Origin of the sequence: Kushneria sinocarnis (genome assembly GCF_003633775.1) — a bacterium.
Lineage (GTDB): Bacteria > Pseudomonadota > Gammaproteobacteria > Pseudomonadales > Halomonadaceae > Kushneria > Kushneria sinocarnis.
The window spans coordinates 171,885-192,865 of sequence record NZ_RBIN01000005.1 but is presented as its reverse complement, the minus strand read 5'-3'; the positions used below and the strand labels follow the sequence as shown (position 1 = coordinate 192,865).

Here is a 20,981-nt window from a genome sequence, read left to right as displayed (position 1 = left end):
GGAGTACATGACATGACCATTCCGGCTCGCCGACAGCGTGTCTGGCAGACTGCCCGGGTCGCCCGCAGCGAAATCATTGCCGAGGATGTCCGGCTGCTCGATCTGGTGCCCGATGGGCCGATATCAGCGTATACGCCGGGCAGCCATGTCGATGTGCAGGTCCCCTTCGTGCATGACGATGGCCAACAGGACAGCGATATCCGCAGCTACTCGCTGATCGAGGATGCCGCTGGTGAGGGATGTTATCGGATTGCGGTCAAGCGTGTCGCTCATAGCCGGGGCGGCAGTCGCTTCATGTGGTCCTTGTGTCAGGGCGATACCCTGCCGCTGGCACCGCCGAGCAATTTCTTCTCGCTGAGTTATACCTGTCCGGAATATCTGCTGGTGGCGGGAGGCATTGGTATCACCGCCCTGCATGGGATGGCGCTGTCGCTGGCGCGGGCCGGTAAATCCTTTCGACTGCTCTACTGCGCCCGCTCCCGGGATCGGCTGGCGCTTGCCGAGTCACTGCGAACACAGCTGGGGGATCGGCTGGAAACCCGGATCAGTGATGAGGGCAGCCGTCTCGATACGGCCGCCGAAATAGCTCAGCTGCATCCGGAGGGTGAACTCTACATGTGCGGACCGATGGCGCTGATGGATCACATTCGTGACGAGTGGCGTCGTCAGGGACGTGCCGAATGGCGTCTGCGCCATGAAACCTTTGCCAACAGCGGCCGACTGGCTACCGTCCCCTTCACCGTAGCGGTCGAGAATCTGGGCGTTGAATTCGAGGTGCCGGTCAATCGCTCCATGCTCGATGCCCTGCGAGAGCACGATGTGGAAATCCTCGCGGACTGCGAGCGGGGCGAGTGCGGCCTGTGTGCCGTGGAAGTGGTAGCAGCCGAGGGTGAAATCGATCATCGCGATGTCTTCATGACCCGCGATCAGCAGCGTCGCAGCCAGCATCTGTGTGCCTGTGTCTCGCGGGCGAACGGCCGGGTGGTGATCGATACGACGCGTCAGGGCACCTTTGAATAGCCGGGTGAAGGTGTCCGCATAGCGAACAAGAGTGCTAGCATGACCACCATGAGACGTCAGGAGGACCGGCATGGTGGACGGACAGGAGCAGGGCGATGACGAGGATCGGATCACGCCCCAGGATCGCGATTTCGTCACTGCCCTGGCCAGCGGGCTGGAGGTGATTGCTGCCTTTGATGAGCATCATCGCAGCATGACCCTGAGTGAGGTTGCCGCCCGTACCGGCATGAACCGAGCCCGGGCGCGGCGCTTTCTGCTGACTTTGCATGCACTGGGTTACGTGCGCCGCGATCAGCGCCGCTTCGAACTGTCACCGAAGGTGCTGTCGCTGGGCTACGCTTTTCTCTCGGCCAATAATTACCATTCGGTGATCCAGCAGACGCTCGAGGAAATTACCGAGCAGACCGGTGAGTCTTCCTCGCTGGGTGTACTCGATGAGCTGTCGGTGGTCTACGCGGCCCGGTCGGCAGCGCGTCATCGACTGATGGCGATCAGCCTTTCGGTGGGGACACGGCTGCCGGCCATGTATACCTCCATGGGACGGGTACTGCTGGCCGAACTCGACGATGCTACCCTGGAGCAGCGCCTCGCCGGCGAGACCCTGCAGGCCTGGACCGAGCACACCATTACCGACTTCGCCGAGCTGCGAGAGACCCTGACGCAGGTGCGCCGCGACGGCTACTGCATCGTCGATCAGGAGCTCGATTCCGGACTTCGCTCGCTTGCAGTGCCCCTGCGCTCGGGTAGCGGGCGGCTGCTGGGCGCGGTCAATCTCAGTACCAATGCCGCACGTATCGATCACGCCACTCTGGAACAGCGCTTTCTGCCGATCCTGCAGGAGAAGTGTGCGTTTCTCTCCCGCCATATCAGCTAGTCTGCGCAGCAGTACTTACAGTAGCAGTGTGGTCAGCACCGGGAAGGCGATCAGCAGGGCGAGGCGTACCAGGTCGGCGAGGATGAAAGGGATGACTCCCCGGTAGATCTCGCCGATGCTGACATGTCCGGCGGTCGCGTTGATCACGAAGACATTCATGCCTACCGGGGGAGTGATCAGCCCCAGTTCGACGGTCAGCACGGTGACAATGCCGAACCATATCGGATCGATGCCCAGCGAGGTGATCACCGGATAGACCACCGGCACTGTGATCAGCAGCATGGCGATGGCGTCCATAAAGCAGCCAAGCACGAAATAAAGCAGCAGCAGGCAGAGCAGTACGCTCAGGTTCGATAGCCCCAGCCCCGTGATGTACTCGGTAATGGTGAACGATATCCGCGAAGCGGAGATGAAGTAGCCCAGCGTTTCGGCTCCGACAATCATGAAGAACACCACGGCCGAGAGCGCCAGGGTTTCCTGTACTGCCGACCACAGTCCCGGTAGACGCAGACCGCGGATAAATGCATATATCAGAGTGGCAAAGGCCCCTGCCGAGGCACCCTCGGTAGGAGTGAACAAGCCGCCATAAATGCCCAATACCATCAGTGCGAAGATGCTGCCGAAGGGCAGTAGCCCGGTAGTGGCCTGCAGCTTCTCGGTCAGGCTGGTGGGCCGGGAAGGTGCCGCTGCCGCGGGGCGCAGCTTGACCACGATCGCTACCGTGATGATGTAGAATACCAGCCCCAGCAGACCGGGAATGAAACCGGCCGCGAACATGTCGCCTACCGACTGCTCGGTAATGATGGCGTAGAGCAGCAGGGCAATCGAGGGGGGGATCATGATGCCGAGTGTCCCCCCGGCAGCCAGGGCGCCGGCACCCAGGGAGGCAGCGTAGCCGTTACGCTCCATCTCGGGCAGCGCAACCCGGCTCATGGTACTGGCGGTCGCCAGCGATGAACCGGAAATGGCCGAGAACAAGCCACAGGAACCGACTGCAGCGATGGCCATGCCGCCCTTCCAGCCACCGCACAGCCGGCGTGCGGCATCGAACAGACTGCCGGCCATGCCCGAGTGCGAAGCCAGTACACCCATGAGTATGAACATGGGGATGGCACTGAAGCTGTAACTGGTTAGTACTTCGAGTGGGACCAGTTGCAGCATGGCAAGCGCCGCACCCGGGCTGATGATAGCGGCAAAGCCGCAAGTACCGATCAGCAGCATGCACAATGCCACCGGTACGCGCAGTGCCAGCAGCACCAACAGGGCGATCATGCCGGTATAGCCGATCATCTCAGGCGTCATGCGTGACCCCCTGCAGCAGACCGCGCAGGCCGTAAATGGCACTGCGCAGGGCGAGAATGGCAAACAGTACCGCTGCGGTGTCATACATCGGCGCTTTGGGAATGGCGAGATCCTGGGTGACTTCGCCGAATTCGGCCAGTGAACGGGCGGTTTCGAAGAGCCCCATGGCCAGCAGACTGCCCACCGCTGCGAAGAGCAGCAGATAAAGACCGGCGAGACGTGCCTTGAGCGGGCCGCTCAGGGCACGGGTAAAGAGCTCTACCACTACCTGGCTGTGCTCCACATGGGCTGCCATGGCGGAAAGCATGGCGCCCAGCATCAGGTACTGCACCAGTTCCACACCGCCGGTGAAGGTTAAACGGCTGGCCCCGTCGGTCAGCTGAAAGAGATAGCGCAGCACGATATCCACGACGGTGATGGCCATCATCGCCAGCAGGGCAATCCCGGCAAACGCCAGGGCAATGTGACCAAGCCAGGTGCCCAGGCGACTCAGTACCGTCATGCGTGCCCTCCGCTACATTCCCGTGCCGCTTCGCGGGCCTGCCGGTAGAGCTTCCGGGCGGGCAGACCCTGCTGTTCCAGCTGTTGCAGATAACCGTTGATTGCCCCGTGCAGCGGTGGTCCCCAGCGCGGATCGTCAAGCGGGTGCTGAATTTCGATGACGTGATGGTCGTCGCCCTGGACCTGCTGGCGTCCCGCCGTATCCTGAGCCTGGAAGACCCGACCGGCGCGGCGTGCCCACTGCATGCCGCTGTGGTCATCGATCACCTGCTGCAGATGAGCGGGCAGACGCTGATAGGTCTGCCGGTTCATGGTGGCCACGAAGGTCAGGGTATAGAGCGGCATGACCGTGTGCTGGTGTGCCAGTTCGTTCAGGCGAAAAGTCTTCATGCCCTCCCAGGGGAGCGTGACCCCATCGATCACTCCACGCTGCATGGCGGTATAGGTGGCGGGGGCCGGCATGCCCACCGGTTGGGCGCCCAGTGACTCGAGCAGTTCTCCTACTACCACCGTGGGACGGCGGATACGCAGTCCGGCAAGGTCATCAGGTGCGCGCACCGGTCTTGCACGTGTGTTGATGAACCCCGGACCGGTGGTAAACAGGAACAGGACATGACTGTCACGATACTCACGGGCCAGGGCCCGGTTCTCGCTGAACAGTGTCTGTGCGATACAGGAGCCCTGCTCGGCATCACTCGAGACGCCGGGCAGCTCGATGATCTGGGTCAGCGGGAAGCGTCCTGCGGTATAGCCCTGAGCCGTGGCGGTAATGTCAGCAATGCCGTCGACCGTGGCTCGGTAGGCGTGATCGGCTCCCGCAAGTGTCTCTGAAGGAAAGATCTGTACCTCCAGCTCGCCATCGGATGCCTGTTCGATGGCATCGGCCCAGACCCTGAAGACCTGCTGATTGATGGCCGAACCGGCCGGCCAGAAATGAGCAAGGCGCAGTGTCGTGGCGGCGTCAGCGCTCATCGGCAGCATGCCCAGTGCCAGGACACCGGATAAAAGAGCAGTGTGCAGCCATCTGACGCGCATGAGTGACCTCGCCATGATATGTCTGCCACCTGAGCCGGGCAGCGGTGCCGTTCGATTCTGCTGTTCGCACAGCGAATCAATGTTCGTTAAATGATTTTACAGCAATCGGCGAAGTGCACCGTTAGACGTTGGTCGTCGCACTCCGGGCATATCGCATATGCCAGCGCAGACCCGGCGGGCGGGGACATCAGATCGGCGCGCTGTCATGGTCGATCATCAGGGTGGCGTCATGAAGCGCTGCGAGGCGTCAAACGGCATGCCGGTGTAGTTTTCCGCCAGAGCGGTCGCTGCTGCGGTCGAGCGATGCAGATAGTCAATGCGACTCATGCGCAGCTGATGCTCGTAGGGGTTCTCCTCGGGCGCGTTGTGCAACAGTCCGGTCATGAAGTTGGAAAAGGCATTGGCCCGCCAGACTCGCCACAGCACCCGGGCGTTGTAATCCTTCAGCGGGTGCTCATCATCGTCGAGGTAGTGTGCAATCAGCGCATCCCCCAGTACCCGGATGTCGGCAATCGCCAGGTTGAGCCCCTTGGCTCCGGTGGGTGGCACGATATGGGCGCTGTCGCCGGCGAGGAAGAGCCGACCGTACTGCATGGTTTCGGCCACGAAACTGCGCATCGGGGTGATGCTGCGATCGAGGATTGGCCCACGCTGCAGCGTCCAGCCGGGGGTGCCCAGACGGGCTTCCAGGGCCTCCCAGATCCGATCGTCCGACCAGTTGTCGGGGTGATCATCGTGCGTAACCTGCAGGTAGAGCCGACTGATCTCGGGCGAGCGCATGCTGTGCATGGCAAAGCCATCGCGATGAGCGGCGTAGATCAGCTCGTCGGTGGAAGGCGGTACCCGTGCCAGAATACCCAGCCAGCCGTAGGGGTAGTGGTTGTCGAACAGCCGCTGACGATGCTCGGGTATGGCGTTGCGACAGGGGCCGTGAAAGCCGTCACAGCCGATGATGAAATCGCACTCGAGGCGATGCTCTTCGCCGTCGAACCGATAGCTGATGGCCGGATGATCACTGTCGGGGTCGTGAACGCCCTCGACCTCGGCCTCGAAGTGCAGTGCGCCGCCGCTTTCCAGCCGAGCAGCGATCAGATCGCGGGTCAGTTCGGTCTGGCCGTAGACCGTGACACTGCGTCCACAGAGTTCGGTCATGGGGATGTGGAAGCGCTGACCATCGTGCTGCAGATAGATGCCATGGTGCTCGAGCCCATCGCGATCCATGTGCGCATTGAGTCCCAGTTCACGGATCAGTTCGACCGTGTTCTGCTCGAGTACTCCGGCACGGAGCCGGGATTCGACATACCCGCGTGAACGCCGCTCCAGTACCGTACAGTCGATACCCTGTCGTGTGAGCATGTGCGACAGCACCAGTCCGGCGGGACCGGCTCCAATGATGGCGACACGGGTGCGGTGTACAGAAGTCATGTTGGCTCTCCCTGTCGTGGCGCCTTGTTCGTCAGTTGAACAATAATTTGCAATGCGAACCAAGCTAGGCGGCGCCATCGGAGAGCGCAATGGAGACTTTGGTCCCAGACAGAAAAGAACCGGCCATACCGAGAGAGGTATGGCCGGTTGATGGGCGCGGATGTAACCGGGAACAGCGGGACCTCAGGATGCGTCCTGCGGCAGATAGCGCGGCTTGAAGATGCCTTCCAGCTCGCGGTACGGGATATGCAGCTCGGGCTGGCCGGCGGCATAGGGCGCAATGGCATAGGGCTGGTACTTCACCACTGCGCCCTCGGGCAGGAGCGCGACGTTGTCGCTGGGTGCGAAGGGCCAGTCACCGGTGTCGAGGGGCTGATCGAGGCTGTCCAGCCAGCGCTGATGGGCGGCCTGCAGGGCCTGGTTGAAGGCCTCGCGCTGGCCCGCCTTGAGCATGTCATCGAGGGTGACCACGTGCCGGTTGCGCTGGTCGATCACCATGTAGCCGGTGGTCGGCATGCCGTGGGCACCGCCCCGGAAGACGTAATCGTCGAGCCGGATGACCAGCAGGTCATCGTGATCGGCGACCACTTCGGCCTCGAAGCGGGCCTCGTAGGTCGCGGTGTCCGGATGCTCCTCATGATCGGCTGCCGCCTGCGCGAAGAAGTGCTCGGCGAACTCCCGGATTGATGCCGGGGCCTCGTCGGCACTCTCGTTGAAATCCCCGGCCAGCAGCAGCTGGCGAAGTTCGAGCTGTCGTGTCAGCCGGGGGGCTCCGTCCAGGCGCAGGGAGTTGACGGTAATGGTGGCGCAGTTGTCCCGGCAATCCGGCTGGACGAGCCGCCGGTTGATATGGACCGGATTCAGCGGGGGCTGCCCGGTTGCCTGGTCGTCTTCGCCAGAGGAGGTGGTGTCATGACCACCGCAGCCCGCCAGGCTCACGAGAGCCGTGAAGGCGAGCGCCAGGCAGGATCGAGGCATCGACATGGCATGCATTCCGAAGCAATGGATGGCACGCTTGATTCTGACAGCTGAAGCCGTTCGGGTCATCGCGCCGGGCCCGCCGCGCCCCGGTAGTGCTGACGCCAGTAGCGTTTGGTGATGTTGGAGGTTCGCACCGACCGTCCGCTGCCGGGTGCATGAATCATCTGCTGGTTGCCGATGTAGACACCGACATGGCTGACGCTGCCCGAGCCGAAGAACAGCAGGTCGCCGGGTCGGGCAACATCGCGATGCGGCAGCCGGTCGAACTGCTGCTGCGAGGTGCGCGGAATCGTTATGCCGGCGGCGGCGTAACTGACCTGTGCCAGACCGCTGCAGTCCATGCCGCTGGCGGTGGTGCCCCCGTAGCGATAGGGCGTGCCCAGTGCCTGCCGGGCCCGTTCGATGATCAGGACCCGGTCGATCGACAGCTCTTGATCGGCCGTGCCGGTATCGCCGACATCCAGGGGCGGGTTACCGGCACAGCCGGCCAGCAGTAACAGTGTCAGGACGGTCAGCAGACCATGAAACCGGCGCCAGGCGGTGGCGGGGAAGGGCGTGGACATCAGGCCTCTCTCGTCTGTCTGCGGTGAACTCCGGTCAGCCGTTATCAGGCGCCGATTGCACAACCGGGGTCAAGCCCCGCGGGAATCGGCATGGCAGCGCCGGGTAGCGGGCATGGTAACGTCAGTACTGACGCTTAAGCTGAAAAATCTGACATGGCGGCTGTTGCCATGCTTTGCTGGGAGACGGGCTACGGCCGTATCACCGTGATGCGGCTGACGGCGGACACCGGTGCAATGTCCGCGCATTCACGATAACAGGAGTATCCGGGATGGAAAGTATCGGTACCGGCGAGTGGATTGCCATTGTCGTAGTGGGGTGCATCATTGGTGTGCTGATCGGCTACTGGCTGGGCTCCATGACGGGGCGCCAGCACGCCAGGGATGTGCAGCAGTCGCGGCGTGAGCAGAATGATTACAGGGCCGAGGTGCGTGAGCACTTTCAGGAGATCTCGACCATCATGACCCGGATGGCCGGTGACTATCGCGAGATGTACCAGCACGTGGCACGCCATGCCGAGCAGCTGGCGGATGTCCATCCCGAGCATCTGATCGACCTGCCGCCGGCCCCGGAGACGATTACCGATCAGCGCTCCGAGGCCGATCGGGAGGCCGACAGGGGCGAGGGCGACCGGCCCGCGCCGCACTCGGCCTCCCGGTCAACCGGCGCGACCACCGGCGGTACCGCCGACAGCCGGAGCCGCGCGGCCGCGCAGGATGAAACCGCCGAAGAGCCGGGCTATTCGCAGGCGCAGGCCTACGAGGCGACGACCGGCCACGAGCAGGATGGCAGAAACGGCGCCGACAGCACTGCGGCGGCGGGTGACGAACGGCCCGATGGGGTGCGTGCCGACGACGCCGCGCGCAACCGGGATGCGGCTGCCCGCGAGGCAGCTGCGGCCTCCTCGCAGGAGGAGCAGCGTACCAGCGGGCAGCGCTGATACCTGCAGGCCGCCGGTCGGCGGCGGGCCCGGGCCGAGCCTGCCGCCGGGCAGGGCGGTGTCAGAAGCGGTAGCTGATGCCCCCCATGACCACGACCGGGTCGATGTGCACCGTGGTGTCGTAGTCGTTGCCGCCCACGGTGGCCGTGGTATCGGAGTCGATGTCGAGATACCAGGCGGCGGCGTTGAGTGCCCAGTGTTCGCTCACCAGCAGGTCGACGCCGACCTGGCCGGCCCAGCCCCAGGAGTCATCCATGTCGAGGCTGCCGCCGTCGAGCTTCTCGTCCGAGAAGTGGGTGTAGTTGACCCCGGCGCCGATATAGGGCTGCACCCGGGCCTCGGTGCCGCCGAACGGGTAGTACTGCAGGGTCAGCGTGGGCGGCAGGTGTTTGGTGGAGCCGGCTTCGTTGCCATCAAGATTGATGTCGTGCTTGAAGCGCTGGGCGGCCAGCAGTTCGACGCCCCATTGATCGAGGAAGCGGTAGCCCAGGGTAAAGGCGAAGCCGGAATCGTCGTCGACATCGATCTTGTCGACCCCGATGGCGTCGAGATCGCCGTTATCGTCCTTCGGCGACACCTTGGCGACCCCGAAGCGGGTGTAGACATCCCCCTGCCCATAGGCCAGTGCGGGCGTGGCCGCGAGACTGCCGGCCATGGCGAGGATGGCGGCAGACAGCATGGTAACCGTGCGCATGATGCAGTACTCCCCTGAAATGATCTCTTGTTGAATCGATCCCAGGCGCCTTGAGATAGCCCCAGACTATGCCCTCGATAGGGCAGTGTCGCGAGGCAGGTTGTCGCACTGGCGTAGCACCGATGACCTGGTACGATTCGGGCAGGGCGGCGCGTATTGGTTATCATGCAGGGGGAAGTCCGGTTCGGGGCCCGCAGCGGCGTCGAGCCGATGTTTCACGCAATCAGGACAGTCAAATCATGAGTGCCGAAACCGGTCTGCTGAGCGCCGATGCCATGGCGTTTCTCGAACGCTATCTCAACAATGCCGCCCCCACCGGCTACGAGTGGGAGGGCCAGAAGCTCTGGATGGAGTACCTGCGCCCCTGGGTGGATGAGTTCTTCACCGATACCTACGGCACCGCCGTGGGCGTGATCAACCCCGAGGCGACCTACAAGGTGGTGATCGAGGGGCACGCCGACGAGATCTCCTGGTACGTCAATCACATCACCGACGACGGCATGATCTACGTGATCCGCAACGGCGGCAGCGACCATCAGATCGCACCCTCCAAGCGGGTCAACGTGCACACGAAAAACGGCGTGGTGCCCGGCGTGTTCGGCTGGCCGGCGATTCATACCCGGCGGGGCGGCCAGGGCGAGGAGCAGGCGCCCAAACCGGACAACATCTTCGTCGATGTCGGCGCCGGCTCGAAGGATGAGGTCGAGGCGCTCGGCGTTCACGTCGGCTGCGTGATCACCTATCCCGACGAGTTCACCGTGCTCAACGGCGACAAGTTCGTCTGCCGGGCAGTCGACAACCGCATCGGTGGTTTCATGATCGCCGAGGTGGCCCGGCTGCTGAAGGAGCGCGGACAGACGCTCGATTTCGGCCTGTATATCGTCAATGCCGTACAGGAAGAGGTGGGGCTGCGCGGGGCGCAGATGATCGCCGAGCGTATCCGGCCCGATGTGGCGATCGTCACCGATGTCTGTCACGACACCAGCACGCCGATGATCGATCCCAAAACCCAGGGCGCCAATAAAATCGGCGCCGGCCCGGTGATTGCCTACGCGCCGGCGGTGCAGAACCGGCTGCGCGAGCGCATCATCGAGACCGCCGAGCAGCAGCAGATTCCCTTCCAGCGCCTGCCGCGCTCCCGCGCCACCGGCACCGATACCGACTCGTTCGCCTACAGCAACTGCGGCGTGGCCTCGGCGCTGATCTCGCTGCCGCTGCGTTACATGCATACCACGGTGGAGATGGTGCAGCGCAGCGATGTCGAGCAGGTGATCGAACTGATCTACCACAGCCTGCTCAATATCCAAAGCGGTGAGACCTTCAGCTACTTCGAGTGAGCCGATCGCGGCCGCTGGCGCCGGCGATGACCTTCAGGGGGCGTCGCCGGCGTGGCGCTCGGCCAGCAGATGCGACTGCATCAGGCGCCGGATGCAGTCGCCCTGCAGCGGCGAGACAGTGATCGCCACGCTCAGTGCCTGTGACCAGCCATGGTCGTGCCGCCCGGTCAGGGGGCGCGGGTCAGGGCCAGCTTGATGCCCATGGCCACGAAAAGGGCGCCAACGCTGCGCGCCAGCAGCCCTTTGAGTGTGGCACCGGGTTTCAGGCGCTGACCGGTGACGGTCAGGGTGACGATCAGCACGGCGCTCCAGAGCATGCCGGTGACATCGAAGATCAATCCCAGCACCAGAAAGGCCAGGGGCTCCAGCCCGGTGCCGGGCGTGATGAACTGGGGCATGAAGGCCAGAAAGAAGAGCGCCACCTTGGGGTTGAGGGCATTGGTCAGCAGGCCCCGGCGAAAGAGGGCCCCCCGGGACGCCGAGACCGGCGGCCGGGCAGACAGGCGGCCTGTTCCGGCCGGCGTACCCCGTTGCAGCAGGGCCGAAAGGCCGAGCCAGATCAGCCACAGCGCGCCCGCCCACTTGATGACCGTGAAGGCCGTGGCGGAAGCGCTCAGCAGCGCCGACAGGCCCAGAGCCGCGGCCGTCACGTGCACCAGCGTGCCGGTACCGATGCCCAGCGCCGTGACGGCGCCGCCCCGCCAGCCCCGGGTGGCCGTCTGCGACAGCACCAGCAGCGAGTCCGGGCCGGGCGTCATGTTGAGCAACAAGCCGGAGAACAGAAACAGCGGCAGATCATGAAGGCCGAGCATGGCGGATGTTCCGTGACGGGCAGTGCAGGGCCAGCATGCCCAACCCGCAACGCCGGCGTCCAGTGGTGGCGGGCCGTCACCGGGGGCGGCGGGGGCAGTCATCGGCCTTCGGATCGTCTACCCTTGCAGATTCCAGTTCCAGAACAGGGAGTCTGCAATGTCGACCTTTACCGAAAACGCCCCCGGCGTGGCCGAACAGTCGCCCGATGCGGCGGCCGGCTTTACCCTCAACCACTCCATGCTGCGGGTGAAGGACCCGGAGCGCTCGCTCTATTTCTATACCCATGTGTTCGGCATGCGGCTGCTGCGCAAGCTCGAATTCCCCGAGATGCAGTTCACGCTCTACTTCCTCACCCGGCTGCTGCCGGAAGACAGCGTGCCGGAGGATCCGGACGAGCGGACGGTCTGGACCTTCAGCCAGCGCGGGCTGCTGGAGCTGACCCACAACTGGGGCACCGAGGACGATCCCGATTTCGCCTATCACAACGGCAACGACGCGCCCCAGGGCTTCGGCCACATCTGCTTCAGCGTGCCCAACCTGGAGAGTGCCACGACCTGGTTCGAGGACATGGGCGTGGAGTTCGTCAAGCGGCCGGGCTCGGGGAAGATGCCCGACATTGCCTTTGTGAAGGACCCCGACGGTTACTGGATCGAGATCGTTCAGCCCGAGCTCACTGCCGGCCTGGGGCGCTGAGCCGATCACCGGAGCGGGGCGCTCACATGTCCGAATCCGGCGAGCGCTACCGCCGGTGGCAGCCTAGAGTAGCGGCATGAACCTCGATTTCGAAACCTGCTATCAGGCCATGCTCTCCCGTGACCGCCGCTTCGACGGCTGGTTCTTCACCGGGGTGACGACCACCGGCATCTACTGCCGGCCGGTCTGCCGGGTGCGCCAGCCGCGCCGGGAGAACTGCCGCTTCTTTGCTCACAGCGCTGCTGCCGAGCAGGCCGGGTTTCGGCCCTGCCTGCGCTGTCGTCCCGAACGGGCACCGGGGCTGGCGATGACGGACATGTCGGCGCGGCTGGCGCAGTCGGCGGCCGCGCTGATCGAGAGCGGTTTTCTCGATGAGGCCCCGATGGCTGCGCTGGCAGGCCGCATCGGGGTCAGCGATCGCCACCTGCGCCGGATCTTCGAAGCCCATTTCGGGGTGAGTATCCGCCGCTTCGTGCAGACCCGCCGGCTGCTGCTGGCCAAACGCCTGCTGACCGAAACCCGGCTGCCGATGACCGAGCTGTCACTGGCCGCCGGCTTCGGCAGTCAACGACGCTTCAATGCCCTGTTTCGCCAGGGCTACGGGCTGACGCCGAGTGCCCTGCGCCGGACCGGCGGCAGTGACGCCGGCGCGCCACTGTGTATCGAACTCGCCTATCGTCCGCCGCTGTGCTGGTCGGCCCTGTTGGCCTTTCTGGCGTCGCGCGCCATCGAAGGGGTGGAGAGCATCGAAGGGGAGTGCTACGCCCGCACGGTCGCGATCGAGCGCCGGGGGCAGTGGCATCATGGCTGGGTAAGGGTGAGCCATGTGCCCGAGCGTCATGCGCTGAGCGTGACCCTGCCGGCGAGCCTGTACCCAGTCGTCGCCGGGGTCTTGTCCCGCGTGCGCCGGCTGTTTGATCTGGACTGTTCCCCGGAGCTCATCGATGCCCACCTGGGCGAACTGGCGGCTGACCGGCCGGGCATCAGGGTGCCGGGTGCGTTTGACGGTTTCGAAATGGCGGTGCGGGCGATCGCCGGTCAGCAGATTCGCGTCACGCAGGCACGGCGCCTGCTCTCGCGGCTGGTCGAGCAGTTCGGTGAGCCGGTGGCGGGCGCTCCGGCTGGCCTGAGTGTCACCTTTCCGCAGGCCTCGCGGATTGCCGGGCTGGCGCCGGAAGCACTGATCGCGGTGGGGCTGCTGCGTCAGCGGGCCGAGGCGATCATTGCACTGGCGTGTGAGATCGTCGCTCAGCGAGTGAGCCTGGCGCCGCTGATGCACCCGGCTGAGGTACTGCCGGCGCTGCGGGCGATTCGCGGTATCGGTGAATGGACCGTGCAGTACATTGCCATGCGGGCACTGGCCTGGCCCGATGCCTTTCCCGCCGGCGATGCCGTGCTCAAAAAGCGGCTGGGGCTGGAGAGCGCCAGGGCGCTCGAGCAGTACAGCCATCGCTGGTCGCCCTGGCGCGCCTATGCCGCGATCCGGCTGTGGGAAGGTGAGGATCGACCGGTGACAACACCATCACATGAGGAGGTCACCCCATCATGACGCATTACGCCAGCATGGAAAGCCCGCTGGGTGAGATCGTGCTGCGGGCCGACGAGCATGAGCAGCTGAGCGGTGTGTTCCTTGTCGGTCAGCGCCACTTTCCGGCCCTGACGCAGCCCTCCGAGCCGGTCGGTGCCAGCCGGTCGCCGGTGATCCGGCACGCCGCGGAGCAGCTTGCGGCCTATTTCAGCGGTGAACGGTTCGAATTCGAGCTGCCGCTGGCGCCGCCCGGTACGGCGTTCCAGCAACGGGTCTGGCAGGCACTGCGGGCCATCCCGTGGGGCACGGTGACCGCCTACGGAATGCTCGCCGAGCAGCTCTCGCTCTCGCCCGGCCACGCCCGCGCCGTGGGCGGTGCGGTAGGACGCAATCCGCTGTCGATCATCGTGCCCTGCCACCGGGTGCTGGCCGGCTCGGGCAGGCTGGGCGGCTATGCCGGCGGGCTCGAGCGCAAGCGCGCGCTGCTGACGCTGGAGGGCGTCGGGCTGCCCGCCGACACCGGAGTAACCCGCGTTCAGGCATCCGAGGAGGAGGGCGAGCTGCTGCGTTCCGGCACGCCGTAGGTCGACTCCTCTTCGCTGTCCGGGTGCCCGCGCTCGGCCGGCGCGCCGGCGCTGCCCTGTGGTGGCAGATCAAGGCGCACCCGCGGCAGCGCATCGGGGTAGTGCCCGGCAATGAAGCGGATCAGACCCTCGCGCATCTCGCAGCGCAGATCGAAGGTGTCGGGGCCACCGGTGGCGCTGACCAGAACGCGTAGCTGCATGTTGCGTTCGGTCATCTCCAGCAGCTGCACCTTGCAGACCTTGCCGTTCCACAGCGGTGAGGCCTCGGCGATGCGCTCGGCCTCCTCTTGCAGGGTGTCGAGCGGCAGGTAGTAGTCGGCGTAGAGCATCACGGTGCCGATCAGATCGCTGGTGCGCCGGGTCCAGTTCTCGAACGGATGATCGATGAAGTAGTTGATCGGCAGCACCAGCCGCCGCCAGTCCCACAGCCGCACCACCACATAGGTGAGGGTGAGCTCTTCCACCCAGCCCCACTCCCCCTCGACCACCACGGCATCGTCGAGCTGGATCGGCTGGGTGAGGGCGATCTGGATGCCGGCAATCAGGTTGCCGATGACCTTCTGGGCAGCGAAGCCCAGTACCACGCCCAGAATCCCCGCCGAGGCCAGGATGCTGGCGCCGAGCTGGCGGACCTTGTCGAACACCATCAGCATCGAGGCCAGCGCCAGCAGGATGATGATGAAGTTGACCAGCTTGCGCAGCACGGCGATCTGGGTATGTACCTTGCGAGCCACCAGGTTGTCGGCCACATCGATGCGATAGCGCTCGCTCAAAAGCCGTTCGGTCACGTTGACGCCATGCACCATGACCGCGGCGATGCTGGCAATCAGCAGCAGACTGGTGATGTTGTGCAGCACGGCATCGATGCGCGTGGAGGTAATGAACAGCGGCAGCAGCGAAAACAGCAGCAGCACCGGCGCCAGCGCCGCCACGCAGCGCACCAGAAAGGGCACGAGGTAGCGTTCGAAACGGTGCTCGCGCTGTCCGGACCAGCGATCCATTACCGCGATCAGCCGGCGCGACACGCGAATCACCAGCCATACCCCGAGCAGGGCGGCGGCATTGGCCAGCGTCATGATCGCCGGATGCCATGCCACGCCATCCGGAATCAGATGCCAGAGGGTGATCGCCAGCCCGTAGAGCCAGACACCGGCCACCAGCGGCGGGTGCACGGCAATGGCCGCGACATTGAGCGGGTGCAGCCTGCCCTGCGCCAGCCGGCGCAGGCGAAGGTGCAGATAGCCCAGCAGGGCATGGAGGGCCACGGTCAGGGCCAGGACGCCGCCGGCCAGCACCCAGCCGGGCAGCTGGGTAGGCCAGCTCATCAGTGTCTCGCGCATGCAGGGGCCTCGACTGTGCGTGAATGCCGCCGATCGGCAGGACCTGATACAAGTGATGGCGGGAGCTGCGGCTGCTGTCAAACCCTGGTCGCAGGCAGGAAAGTGTCGCGCAACCGGCTAAGACCAGTGGCCAGGGTGACAACAGCGCCGCCCGGCAGCGGGCGGCGCGGGGCGGGGGATTACTTCAGCTCGAACAGGTGCGGCAGGCCCAGCGAAAGGGCCGGAATGAAGGTTACCGCCAGCAGCACCAGCACCAGCACGGCGTAGAACGGCAGCAGCGGTCTGAGCAGATGCTGCAGCTTGACCCCCGAGACCGAACAGCCGACAAACAGCGCGCTGCCCACCGGCGGCGTCAGCAGCCCGATGCAGAGGTTGAACACCATCATGATGCCGAAGTGCACCGGGTCGATGCCGAGCTGGGTGGCGATCGGCAGAAAGATCGGGGTAAAGATCAGCACCGCCGGGGTCATGTCCATGAAGATGCCGACGATCAGCAGCGCCAGATTGATCATCAGCAGGATCACGATGGGGTTGCTGGACACCGACAGCAGGGTATCGCTGATCGCCTGCGGGATGCCGGAGACATTCATCGCCCACGACATGCTCACCGACAGCCCGATCAGCAGCAGTACCACCGAGGACATCACCACCGACTCCAGAATCAGCTTCGGCAGCTGGCGGAAGGTCACCTCGCGATAGATCAGTACCGACAGCACGAAGGTATAGACCACCGCGATGGCCGAGGCCTCAGTGGCGGTGAACACGCCGCCGAGAATGCCGCCGATCACCACCACGATCATCATCAGGCTGGGGATGGCGCGCAGAAACGCCTGCACCGCCTGCTTCAGCGTCGGCCGCTCGGCGGTCGGGTAGCCGCGCCGTCTGGCGATGATGCCGCCGGTCAGCATCAGCCCCAGCCCCATCAGGATGCCGGGGATGTAGCCGGCCATGAACAGGGTGGCGATCGACACCCCGCCCGAGGTCAGCGAATAGACGATCAGCACGTTGGAGGGGGGAATCAGCAGTCCGGTCACGCAGGAGGAGACATTGACGGCGGTGGAGTAGGGCGCCGGGTAGCCCTCGCGCTGCTGGATCGGCCCCAGGGTGCCGCCGACGGCCGCGGCTGCCGCCACCGCCGAGCCGGAGATGGCGCCGAACATCATGTTGGACATGATGTTGACGTGCGACAGCGAGCCCGGCAGCCGGCCGACCAGTACCTGGGCGAAGTCGATCAGCCGTCGGGCGATGCCGCCGCTGCTCATCAGCGTACCGGCGAGAATGAAGAACGGGATCGCCAGCAGCGTGAAGCTGTCCAGCCCGGTGGCCATGCGCTGGGCCACGATCGACACCGCGACATCGAACGGAAAGGTCAGCAGCATGGTGATCACGGTGGCAATGCCGATCGAGAAGGCCACCGGTACACCCAGGAAGATCAGCAGGAAGAAGCTGCCGAACATGGTCAGCATCGAGGCATCCATCAGCGCCGCTCCTCCTGCTCATCGAGAGTCGCCGGGCCGGTCGCAGCCGCTTGCGCGGCTACCGTCTCGTAGTGCTCGGCCGATGAGGCGAGACCGGCCACGCGATGGCGATCGGGCCGGCACAGGTCGATCAGGTGACCGATGCAGAACAGAGCGCAGTAGTAGCTCATCACCACGCCACTGATCGGCAGCACGAAGTAGACATAGCCCATGGGGATGCGCATGGCCGGCGAGAGCTGACCGGAGGCCAGCGACTTGTCGATCAGGCCGAGCCCGCCGCGAGTGATCACCAGCAGTGCGAAGGCCACCACCACGGCATTGATCAGCACGCCCATCGCCGCCCGGTCCCGGGCACCCATGGCGTCGGTGATCAGGTCGATGGCCAGGTGCTGCTGCAGCCCCACGGTATAGGCCGCCCCCAGCAGCCCCACCCAGATCATCGCGTAGCGGGCCAGCTCGTCGGTGATGGTGCTGGGTTCGCTGAGCACGTAGCGGCTGAAGACCTGCCAGACCACGCAGCCCACCAGCGCGACCATGACGGTCACGGTGAGGGTGGCGATCACGGCATCGACGGGTTTCTTGAAGGTAGCAAGACTCATGGCAGTCTCTCGGGCTGACGACACATGAACGACACCGGGCCGGATCGGCTCACCGACCCGACCCGAACCCCGCAGGGTGGATCAGCCCTGCGGCTGATCATCATCCTGTTCGGCATCGCGAATCCGCTCGAGCAGTTCGGCATGTCCGGACTGCTGCCGGTACTCCTCGTAGAGCGGCTGGACGGCCTTGCGGAAGGCGTCCTTGTCGACCTCGATGAACTGTGCGCCCATCTCCTTCGCCTGCTCGCGGGCCTGCTGGTTGACCTTGTCCCACAGCTTCTGCTGATACGCTTCGGAGTCTGCCACTGCCTTTTGCAGGATCTGCTGCTGCTCGTCGCTGAGCCGGTTCCAGGTCGAGGTGGCAATGGTCAGGAAGTCCGGTACCGAGGTGTGCTGATCCTCGGAGAAATACCTGGCGAGCTCGGCATGGCGGGTCTGTACATAGGACGGCACGTTGTTCTCGGCGCCATCGACCACGCCCTGCTGCAGTGCGCTGTAGACCTCGCTGAAGGCGATCGGCGTGGGGGAGCCGCCCATCAGCTTGATCATCCTGATGGTGGTCGGCGAGGACTGGACGCGGATCTTCATGCCCTCGAGATCGGCCGGGGTGCGGATCGGCTTGCTGGCGTAGAAGCTGCGATAGCCGGCCACATAGGCGCCGATGGCAAAAAAGCCCTTCTCCCGCGTGGACTGCATGATCTCTTCGCCGATCGGGCCGAAGACCACCTTCTTGAAGTCGGCCTGGGAGGGGAACAGATAGGGCAGATTGAACACCGAATAGATGTCGTCGAAGCTTTCGAGATTGCTCGCCGAGGCGTGCACCAGATCCAGCGCGCCATTCTGCATCTGACCCAGCATGTCCTGGGTACTGCCCATCTGACCGTTGGGGAAGATGCGCAGATGCATGCTGCCATCGGAGAGCTGTTCGAGCTCATCGGCCATGTGGCGGTAGGAGCGCGCGACCACGTGATCCTCGTTGAGGGCGTGGCCCACTCGCAGGGTGACACTGTCGACCGCCAGCGCCTGCGATGACAGCAGACCCGACATCAGCCCGACCGCGGTCAGGGCAAGAGGGGTAAGGCGAGACCGAAGGGGCTGAGGGCGCCGGCCCGTTCTGGCAGAACTCATGAAAACACTCCCGCGTTATCCGGTGAACAGCGCCCACCGGTGGCTCGGTTATATGATGTCATTCATCTAGCCACTCCTTGATAAGGCGCCTGTGCGCTGTCTGTCCATGGCGACTTTAGTCTGGGAGTGCCGGACCGGCTGCTGCGAGACAGTGCTGGCGGGCCCTGCAGCGGCGTGCCCGGCGCCCTGGACTTTGGCTGCATGGCAGGTTCGGTCAACCGCAAACACGCAACAGGGTGAACAGGGCGCAAGCAGCGCGCCATCGTACGCGGCCGGCAGGGGCGGTGACCGGGCAGTCCGCCCCGCCGAATCCTGAAGCGGTTTCTACCTGTCCCATATGGTGGGATGCGATCTTGCATATTGGGACAGTGGCCTGAACGGCGTATACTGCGGCCATGAACGATACCTCAGCAACGCCTGCGGGCACCCAGGCGCTGATGCGCGGCCTTGCCGTCATCGAGGCGGTGGCCGAGGGCAGCACCTCGCTGGCCGCGATCGGCGAACGCATCGGCTGCTCGCGCAGTACCACCCATCGGCTGGTGGGTGCGCTGGTCAGCACCGGCTATCTGCGTCAGGGCGCGGACGGCTACCGGCTGGGCAGCCATCTGATCGGCCTCGGCGCCCGGGCCCGCGAGCAGAGCCCGCTCTCCGCACTGGCCCGGCCGGTGCTGGCGCAGCTGGCCGAACGGTGCGGCGATACCGTCCACCTCGGCATTCGCGAAGGCGACGATGTGCTCTACCTTGACAAGGTGGCCGGCTCGCGCGGGCTGGAGATGCGCTCGCGGATCGGCCTGCGCATGCCGCTGGCGCTTACCGGCGTAGGGCGGGCGCTGATGCTGGCACTGCCGGAGGCGGAGTGGCAGCGGCTGTTCGAGCGCGCGCTGACCGAGCGCACTGCGTCCGGCGATGCCGCGGTCACCCCGGCGCATGCTCCGCCCGAGTGGCCGGCGTACCGTGCGCGCCTGCACGACTACGCCCGGCGCGGCGTGGTGTTTGATCTCGAGGACAATGAACTGGGCATTCGCTGCGTGGCGGCGCCGGTACGCGATGCCGGTGGCGATATCGTCGCTGCCCTCAGCGTGGCCAGCGCCTCGCCGTGGATGCCCGAATCCCGTCTGGCAGCACTCGCACCCGAGGTCAGTGCTGCCGCAGAGCAACTGTCCCGTGAACTCGGCTGGAGAGACTCATGAGCAGGCAACCCCGACTGATCGCCGCGGACTGGGGCACCTCATCGCTGCGTGCCTGGCTGCTGGATGATCAGGGTGACATTCTCGAAAGCCGCGCCGAGCCGTGGGGCATTCAACAGCTGCCCGATGGTGACTTCGCCGGTGCCTGGCGGCGCATCGCCGGTGGCTGGCGTACGCAGTACCCCGCACTGCCGGCGCTGGCCTGCGGCATGATCGGCAGCCGGGGTGGCTGGCGCGAAGTGCCCTATGTCGACTGTCCGGCCGCCCCGGAACAGCTTGCCGAAGGGCTGGTCGAGTTCGATACCGGCACCGGGCCGCTGACGCTGGTGCCGGGCATCATGCAGCACTCGAATGGTGCCACCGCGACCCTGCCCAACGTGATGCGTGGCGAGGAGACCCAGGTGCTGGGCGCGCTCGAACGTCAGCCGGCGCTGCGTGACGAGGCCCTGCTGGTCATGCCGGGTACCCACTGCAAGTGGGTGACGGTGCGCGACGGCCGGATCACCGATTTCACCACCCACATGACCGGCGAGCTCTTCGCCGTGCTGCGCGAGCACTCCATTCTCGGCCGCCCGGCCCGGGAGGTCGCTACCGAGGCCAGCGAGGCGGCCTTTGGTGACGGTCTGGATGTCGCCCGGCAGTGCGGCGCCGCCGGGATCAGCGGCGCGCTGTTCTCGGTGCGCAGCCGAGTGCTGGCCGGTGAACTCGCCGTCGAGCACTCGCTGGAGTATCTCTCGGGGCTGCTGATCGGCGAGGAGCTGCGCAGCGTGCTGGTCGGGCGCGACAGCTGCCCGCCGCTGATGCTGATCGGAGACGACAGCCTCTGCCGGCGCTACCGGCTGGCGCTGGCGCGATTCGGCATCGACGATGTTCAGCCGATGGCGGACGCCGGCATCGCCGGGTTGTGGCGCATTGCCCATACCGCGGGGCTGGTGAGCGACCGCGGGCACTGATTACCAGA

The 20,981-nt window shown here is 65.1% G+C and carries 21 protein-coding genes; 9 read left to right on the top strand and 12 right to left on the bottom strand.

Going from position 1 to position 20,981, the window contains the following annotated elements; all coding sequences use genetic code 11:
* The first annotated feature begins 12 nt into the window (after positions 1-12).
* Positions 13-1,020 carry a PDR/VanB family oxidoreductase gene (locus C7446_RS09595; protein ID WP_121172888.1) on the top strand — a complete coding sequence of 336 codons (1,008 nt, stop codon included), beginning with the start codon at positions 13-15 and terminating at the stop codon, positions 1,018-1,020.
* A 70-nt stretch (positions 1,021-1,090) separates the two neighbouring features.
* On the top strand, positions 1,091-1,894 hold the full coding sequence (locus C7446_RS09590; RefSeq protein WP_121172887.1) for an IclR family transcriptional regulator domain-containing protein: 804 nt from the start codon (positions 1,091-1,093) through the stop codon (positions 1,892-1,894).
* A gap of 15 nt (positions 1,895-1,909) precedes the next feature.
* Here C7446_RS09590 and C7446_RS09585 read toward each other — a convergent pair whose 3' ends face one another.
* The 6 genes from C7446_RS09585 to C7446_RS09560 all read right to left on the bottom strand — a co-directional run bounded on the left by C7446_RS09585 (position 1,910) and on the right by C7446_RS09560 (position 7,701).
* On the bottom strand, positions 1,910-3,196 hold the full coding sequence (locus C7446_RS09585) for a TRAP transporter large permease (protein ID WP_121172886.1): 1,287 nt from the start codon (positions 3,194-3,196) through the stop codon (positions 1,910-1,912).
* Positions 3,186-3,698 (bottom strand): TRAP transporter small permease, encoded by a 513-nt coding sequence (locus C7446_RS09580; protein ID WP_121172885.1) that lies wholly within the window; start codon positions 3,696-3,698, stop codon positions 3,186-3,188. The genes C7446_RS09585 and C7446_RS09580 overlap by 11 nt, the downstream gene beginning before the upstream one ends.
* A complete protein-coding gene (locus C7446_RS09575; RefSeq protein ID WP_121172884.1) occupies positions 3,695-4,732 on the bottom strand; it encodes a TRAP transporter substrate-binding protein in 1,038 nt (345 codons plus the stop codon). The genes C7446_RS09580 and C7446_RS09575 overlap by 4 nt, the downstream gene beginning before the upstream one ends.
* Before the next feature lie 216 nt (positions 4,733-4,948).
* Positions 4,949-6,157, bottom strand: a complete 1,209-nt coding sequence (locus C7446_RS09570) for a 4-hydroxybenzoate 3-monooxygenase (protein WP_121172883.1) — start codon at positions 6,155-6,157, stop codon at positions 4,949-4,951.
* Between the two features lie 183 nt (positions 6,158-6,340).
* Entirely contained in the window at positions 6,341-7,141 is an 801-nt protein-coding gene (locus C7446_RS09565) for a DUF3298 and DUF4163 domain-containing protein (RefSeq protein ID WP_170150048.1), read from the bottom strand.
* Between the two features lie 59 nt (positions 7,142-7,200).
* Positions 7,201-7,701, bottom strand: a complete 501-nt coding sequence (locus C7446_RS09560) for a C40 family peptidase (RefSeq protein ID WP_121172881.1) — start codon at positions 7,699-7,701, stop codon at positions 7,201-7,203.
* Positions 7,702-7,970: 269 nt separating this feature from the next.
* Between C7446_RS09560 and C7446_RS09555 the strand changes: the two genes are divergently transcribed.
* Complete coding sequence (locus tag C7446_RS09555) at positions 7,971-8,639, top strand: ZapG family protein (RefSeq protein ID WP_121172880.1); 669 nt, start codon at positions 7,971-7,973, stop codon at positions 8,637-8,639.
* Between the two features lie 61 nt (positions 8,640-8,700).
* Here C7446_RS09555 and C7446_RS09550 read toward each other — a convergent pair whose 3' ends face one another.
* On the bottom strand, positions 8,701-9,333 hold the full coding sequence (locus C7446_RS09550; RefSeq protein WP_121172879.1) for an OmpW/AlkL family protein: 633 nt from the start codon (positions 9,331-9,333) through the stop codon (positions 8,701-8,703).
* A gap of 239 nt (positions 9,334-9,572) precedes the next feature.
* Between C7446_RS09550 and C7446_RS09545 the strand changes: the two genes are divergently transcribed.
* A complete protein-coding gene (locus tag C7446_RS09545; RefSeq protein ID WP_121172878.1) occupies positions 9,573-10,670 on the top strand; it encodes a M42 family metallopeptidase in 1,098 nt (365 codons plus the stop codon).
* Between the two features lie 167 nt (positions 10,671-10,837).
* Here the strand turns inward: C7446_RS09545 and C7446_RS09540 are convergent, their stop codons facing one another.
* Positions 10,838-11,482 carry a LysE family translocator gene (locus tag C7446_RS09540; RefSeq protein WP_121172877.1) on the bottom strand — a complete coding sequence of 215 codons (645 nt, stop codon included), beginning with the start codon at positions 11,480-11,482 and terminating at the stop codon, positions 10,838-10,840.
* Between the two features lie 157 nt (positions 11,483-11,639).
* On the opposite strand from C7446_RS09540, the gene gloA reads away from it, so the two are divergent.
* The 3 genes from gloA (at position 11,640) to C7446_RS09525 (ending at position 14,288) form a co-directional block, all read left to right on the top strand.
* Positions 11,640-12,176, top strand: a complete 537-nt coding sequence (gloA, locus tag C7446_RS09535; RefSeq protein WP_121172876.1) for a lactoylglutathione lyase — start codon at positions 11,640-11,642, stop codon at positions 12,174-12,176.
* A 76-nt stretch (positions 12,177-12,252) separates the two neighbouring features.
* A complete protein-coding gene (gene alkA / locus C7446_RS09530; RefSeq protein WP_121172875.1) occupies positions 12,253-13,725 on the top strand; it encodes a DNA-3-methyladenine glycosylase 2 in 1,473 nt (490 codons plus the stop codon).
* A complete protein-coding gene (locus C7446_RS09525; protein WP_121172874.1) occupies positions 13,722-14,288 on the top strand; it encodes a methylated-DNA--[protein]-cysteine S-methyltransferase in 567 nt (188 codons plus the stop codon). Before alkA ends, C7446_RS09525 begins: the two co-directional genes overlap by 4 nt.
* Here C7446_RS09525 and C7446_RS09520 read toward each other — a convergent pair.
* From C7446_RS09520 to C7446_RS09505, 4 genes are all read right to left on the bottom strand, one after another.
* Positions 14,240-15,628, bottom strand: a complete 1,389-nt coding sequence (locus C7446_RS09520) for a mechanosensitive ion channel family protein (protein WP_121172873.1) — start codon at positions 15,626-15,628, stop codon at positions 14,240-14,242. The genes C7446_RS09525 and C7446_RS09520 overlap by 49 nt on opposite strands.
* A gap of 179 nt (positions 15,629-15,807) precedes the next feature.
* Positions 15,808-17,106 carry a TRAP transporter large permease gene (locus C7446_RS09515; protein ID WP_121172872.1) on the bottom strand — a complete coding sequence of 433 codons (1,299 nt, stop codon included), beginning with the start codon at positions 17,104-17,106 and terminating at the stop codon, positions 15,808-15,810.
* A complete protein-coding gene (locus C7446_RS09510; RefSeq protein ID WP_121172871.1) occupies positions 17,106-17,705 on the bottom strand; it encodes a TRAP transporter small permease in 600 nt (199 codons plus the stop codon). The genes C7446_RS09515 and C7446_RS09510 overlap by 1 nt, the downstream gene beginning before the upstream one ends.
* 81 nt (positions 17,706-17,786) lie before the next feature.
* Complete coding sequence (locus tag C7446_RS09505) at positions 17,787-18,833, bottom strand: TRAP transporter substrate-binding protein (RefSeq protein WP_211327929.1); 1,047 nt, start codon at positions 18,831-18,833, stop codon at positions 17,787-17,789.
* 395 nt (positions 18,834-19,228) lie between these two features.
* On the opposite strand from C7446_RS09505, the gene C7446_RS09500 reads away from it, so the two are divergent.
* Positions 19,229-20,023, top strand: a complete 795-nt coding sequence (locus C7446_RS09500) for an IclR family transcriptional regulator (RefSeq protein ID WP_121172869.1) — start codon at positions 19,229-19,231, stop codon at positions 20,021-20,023.
* Positions 20,020-20,973, top strand: a complete 954-nt coding sequence (locus tag C7446_RS09495; protein WP_121172868.1) for a 2-dehydro-3-deoxygalactonokinase — start codon at positions 20,020-20,022, stop codon at positions 20,971-20,973. The genes C7446_RS09500 and C7446_RS09495 overlap by 4 nt, the downstream gene beginning before the upstream one ends.
* Positions 20,974-20,981 lie beyond the last annotated feature (8 nt).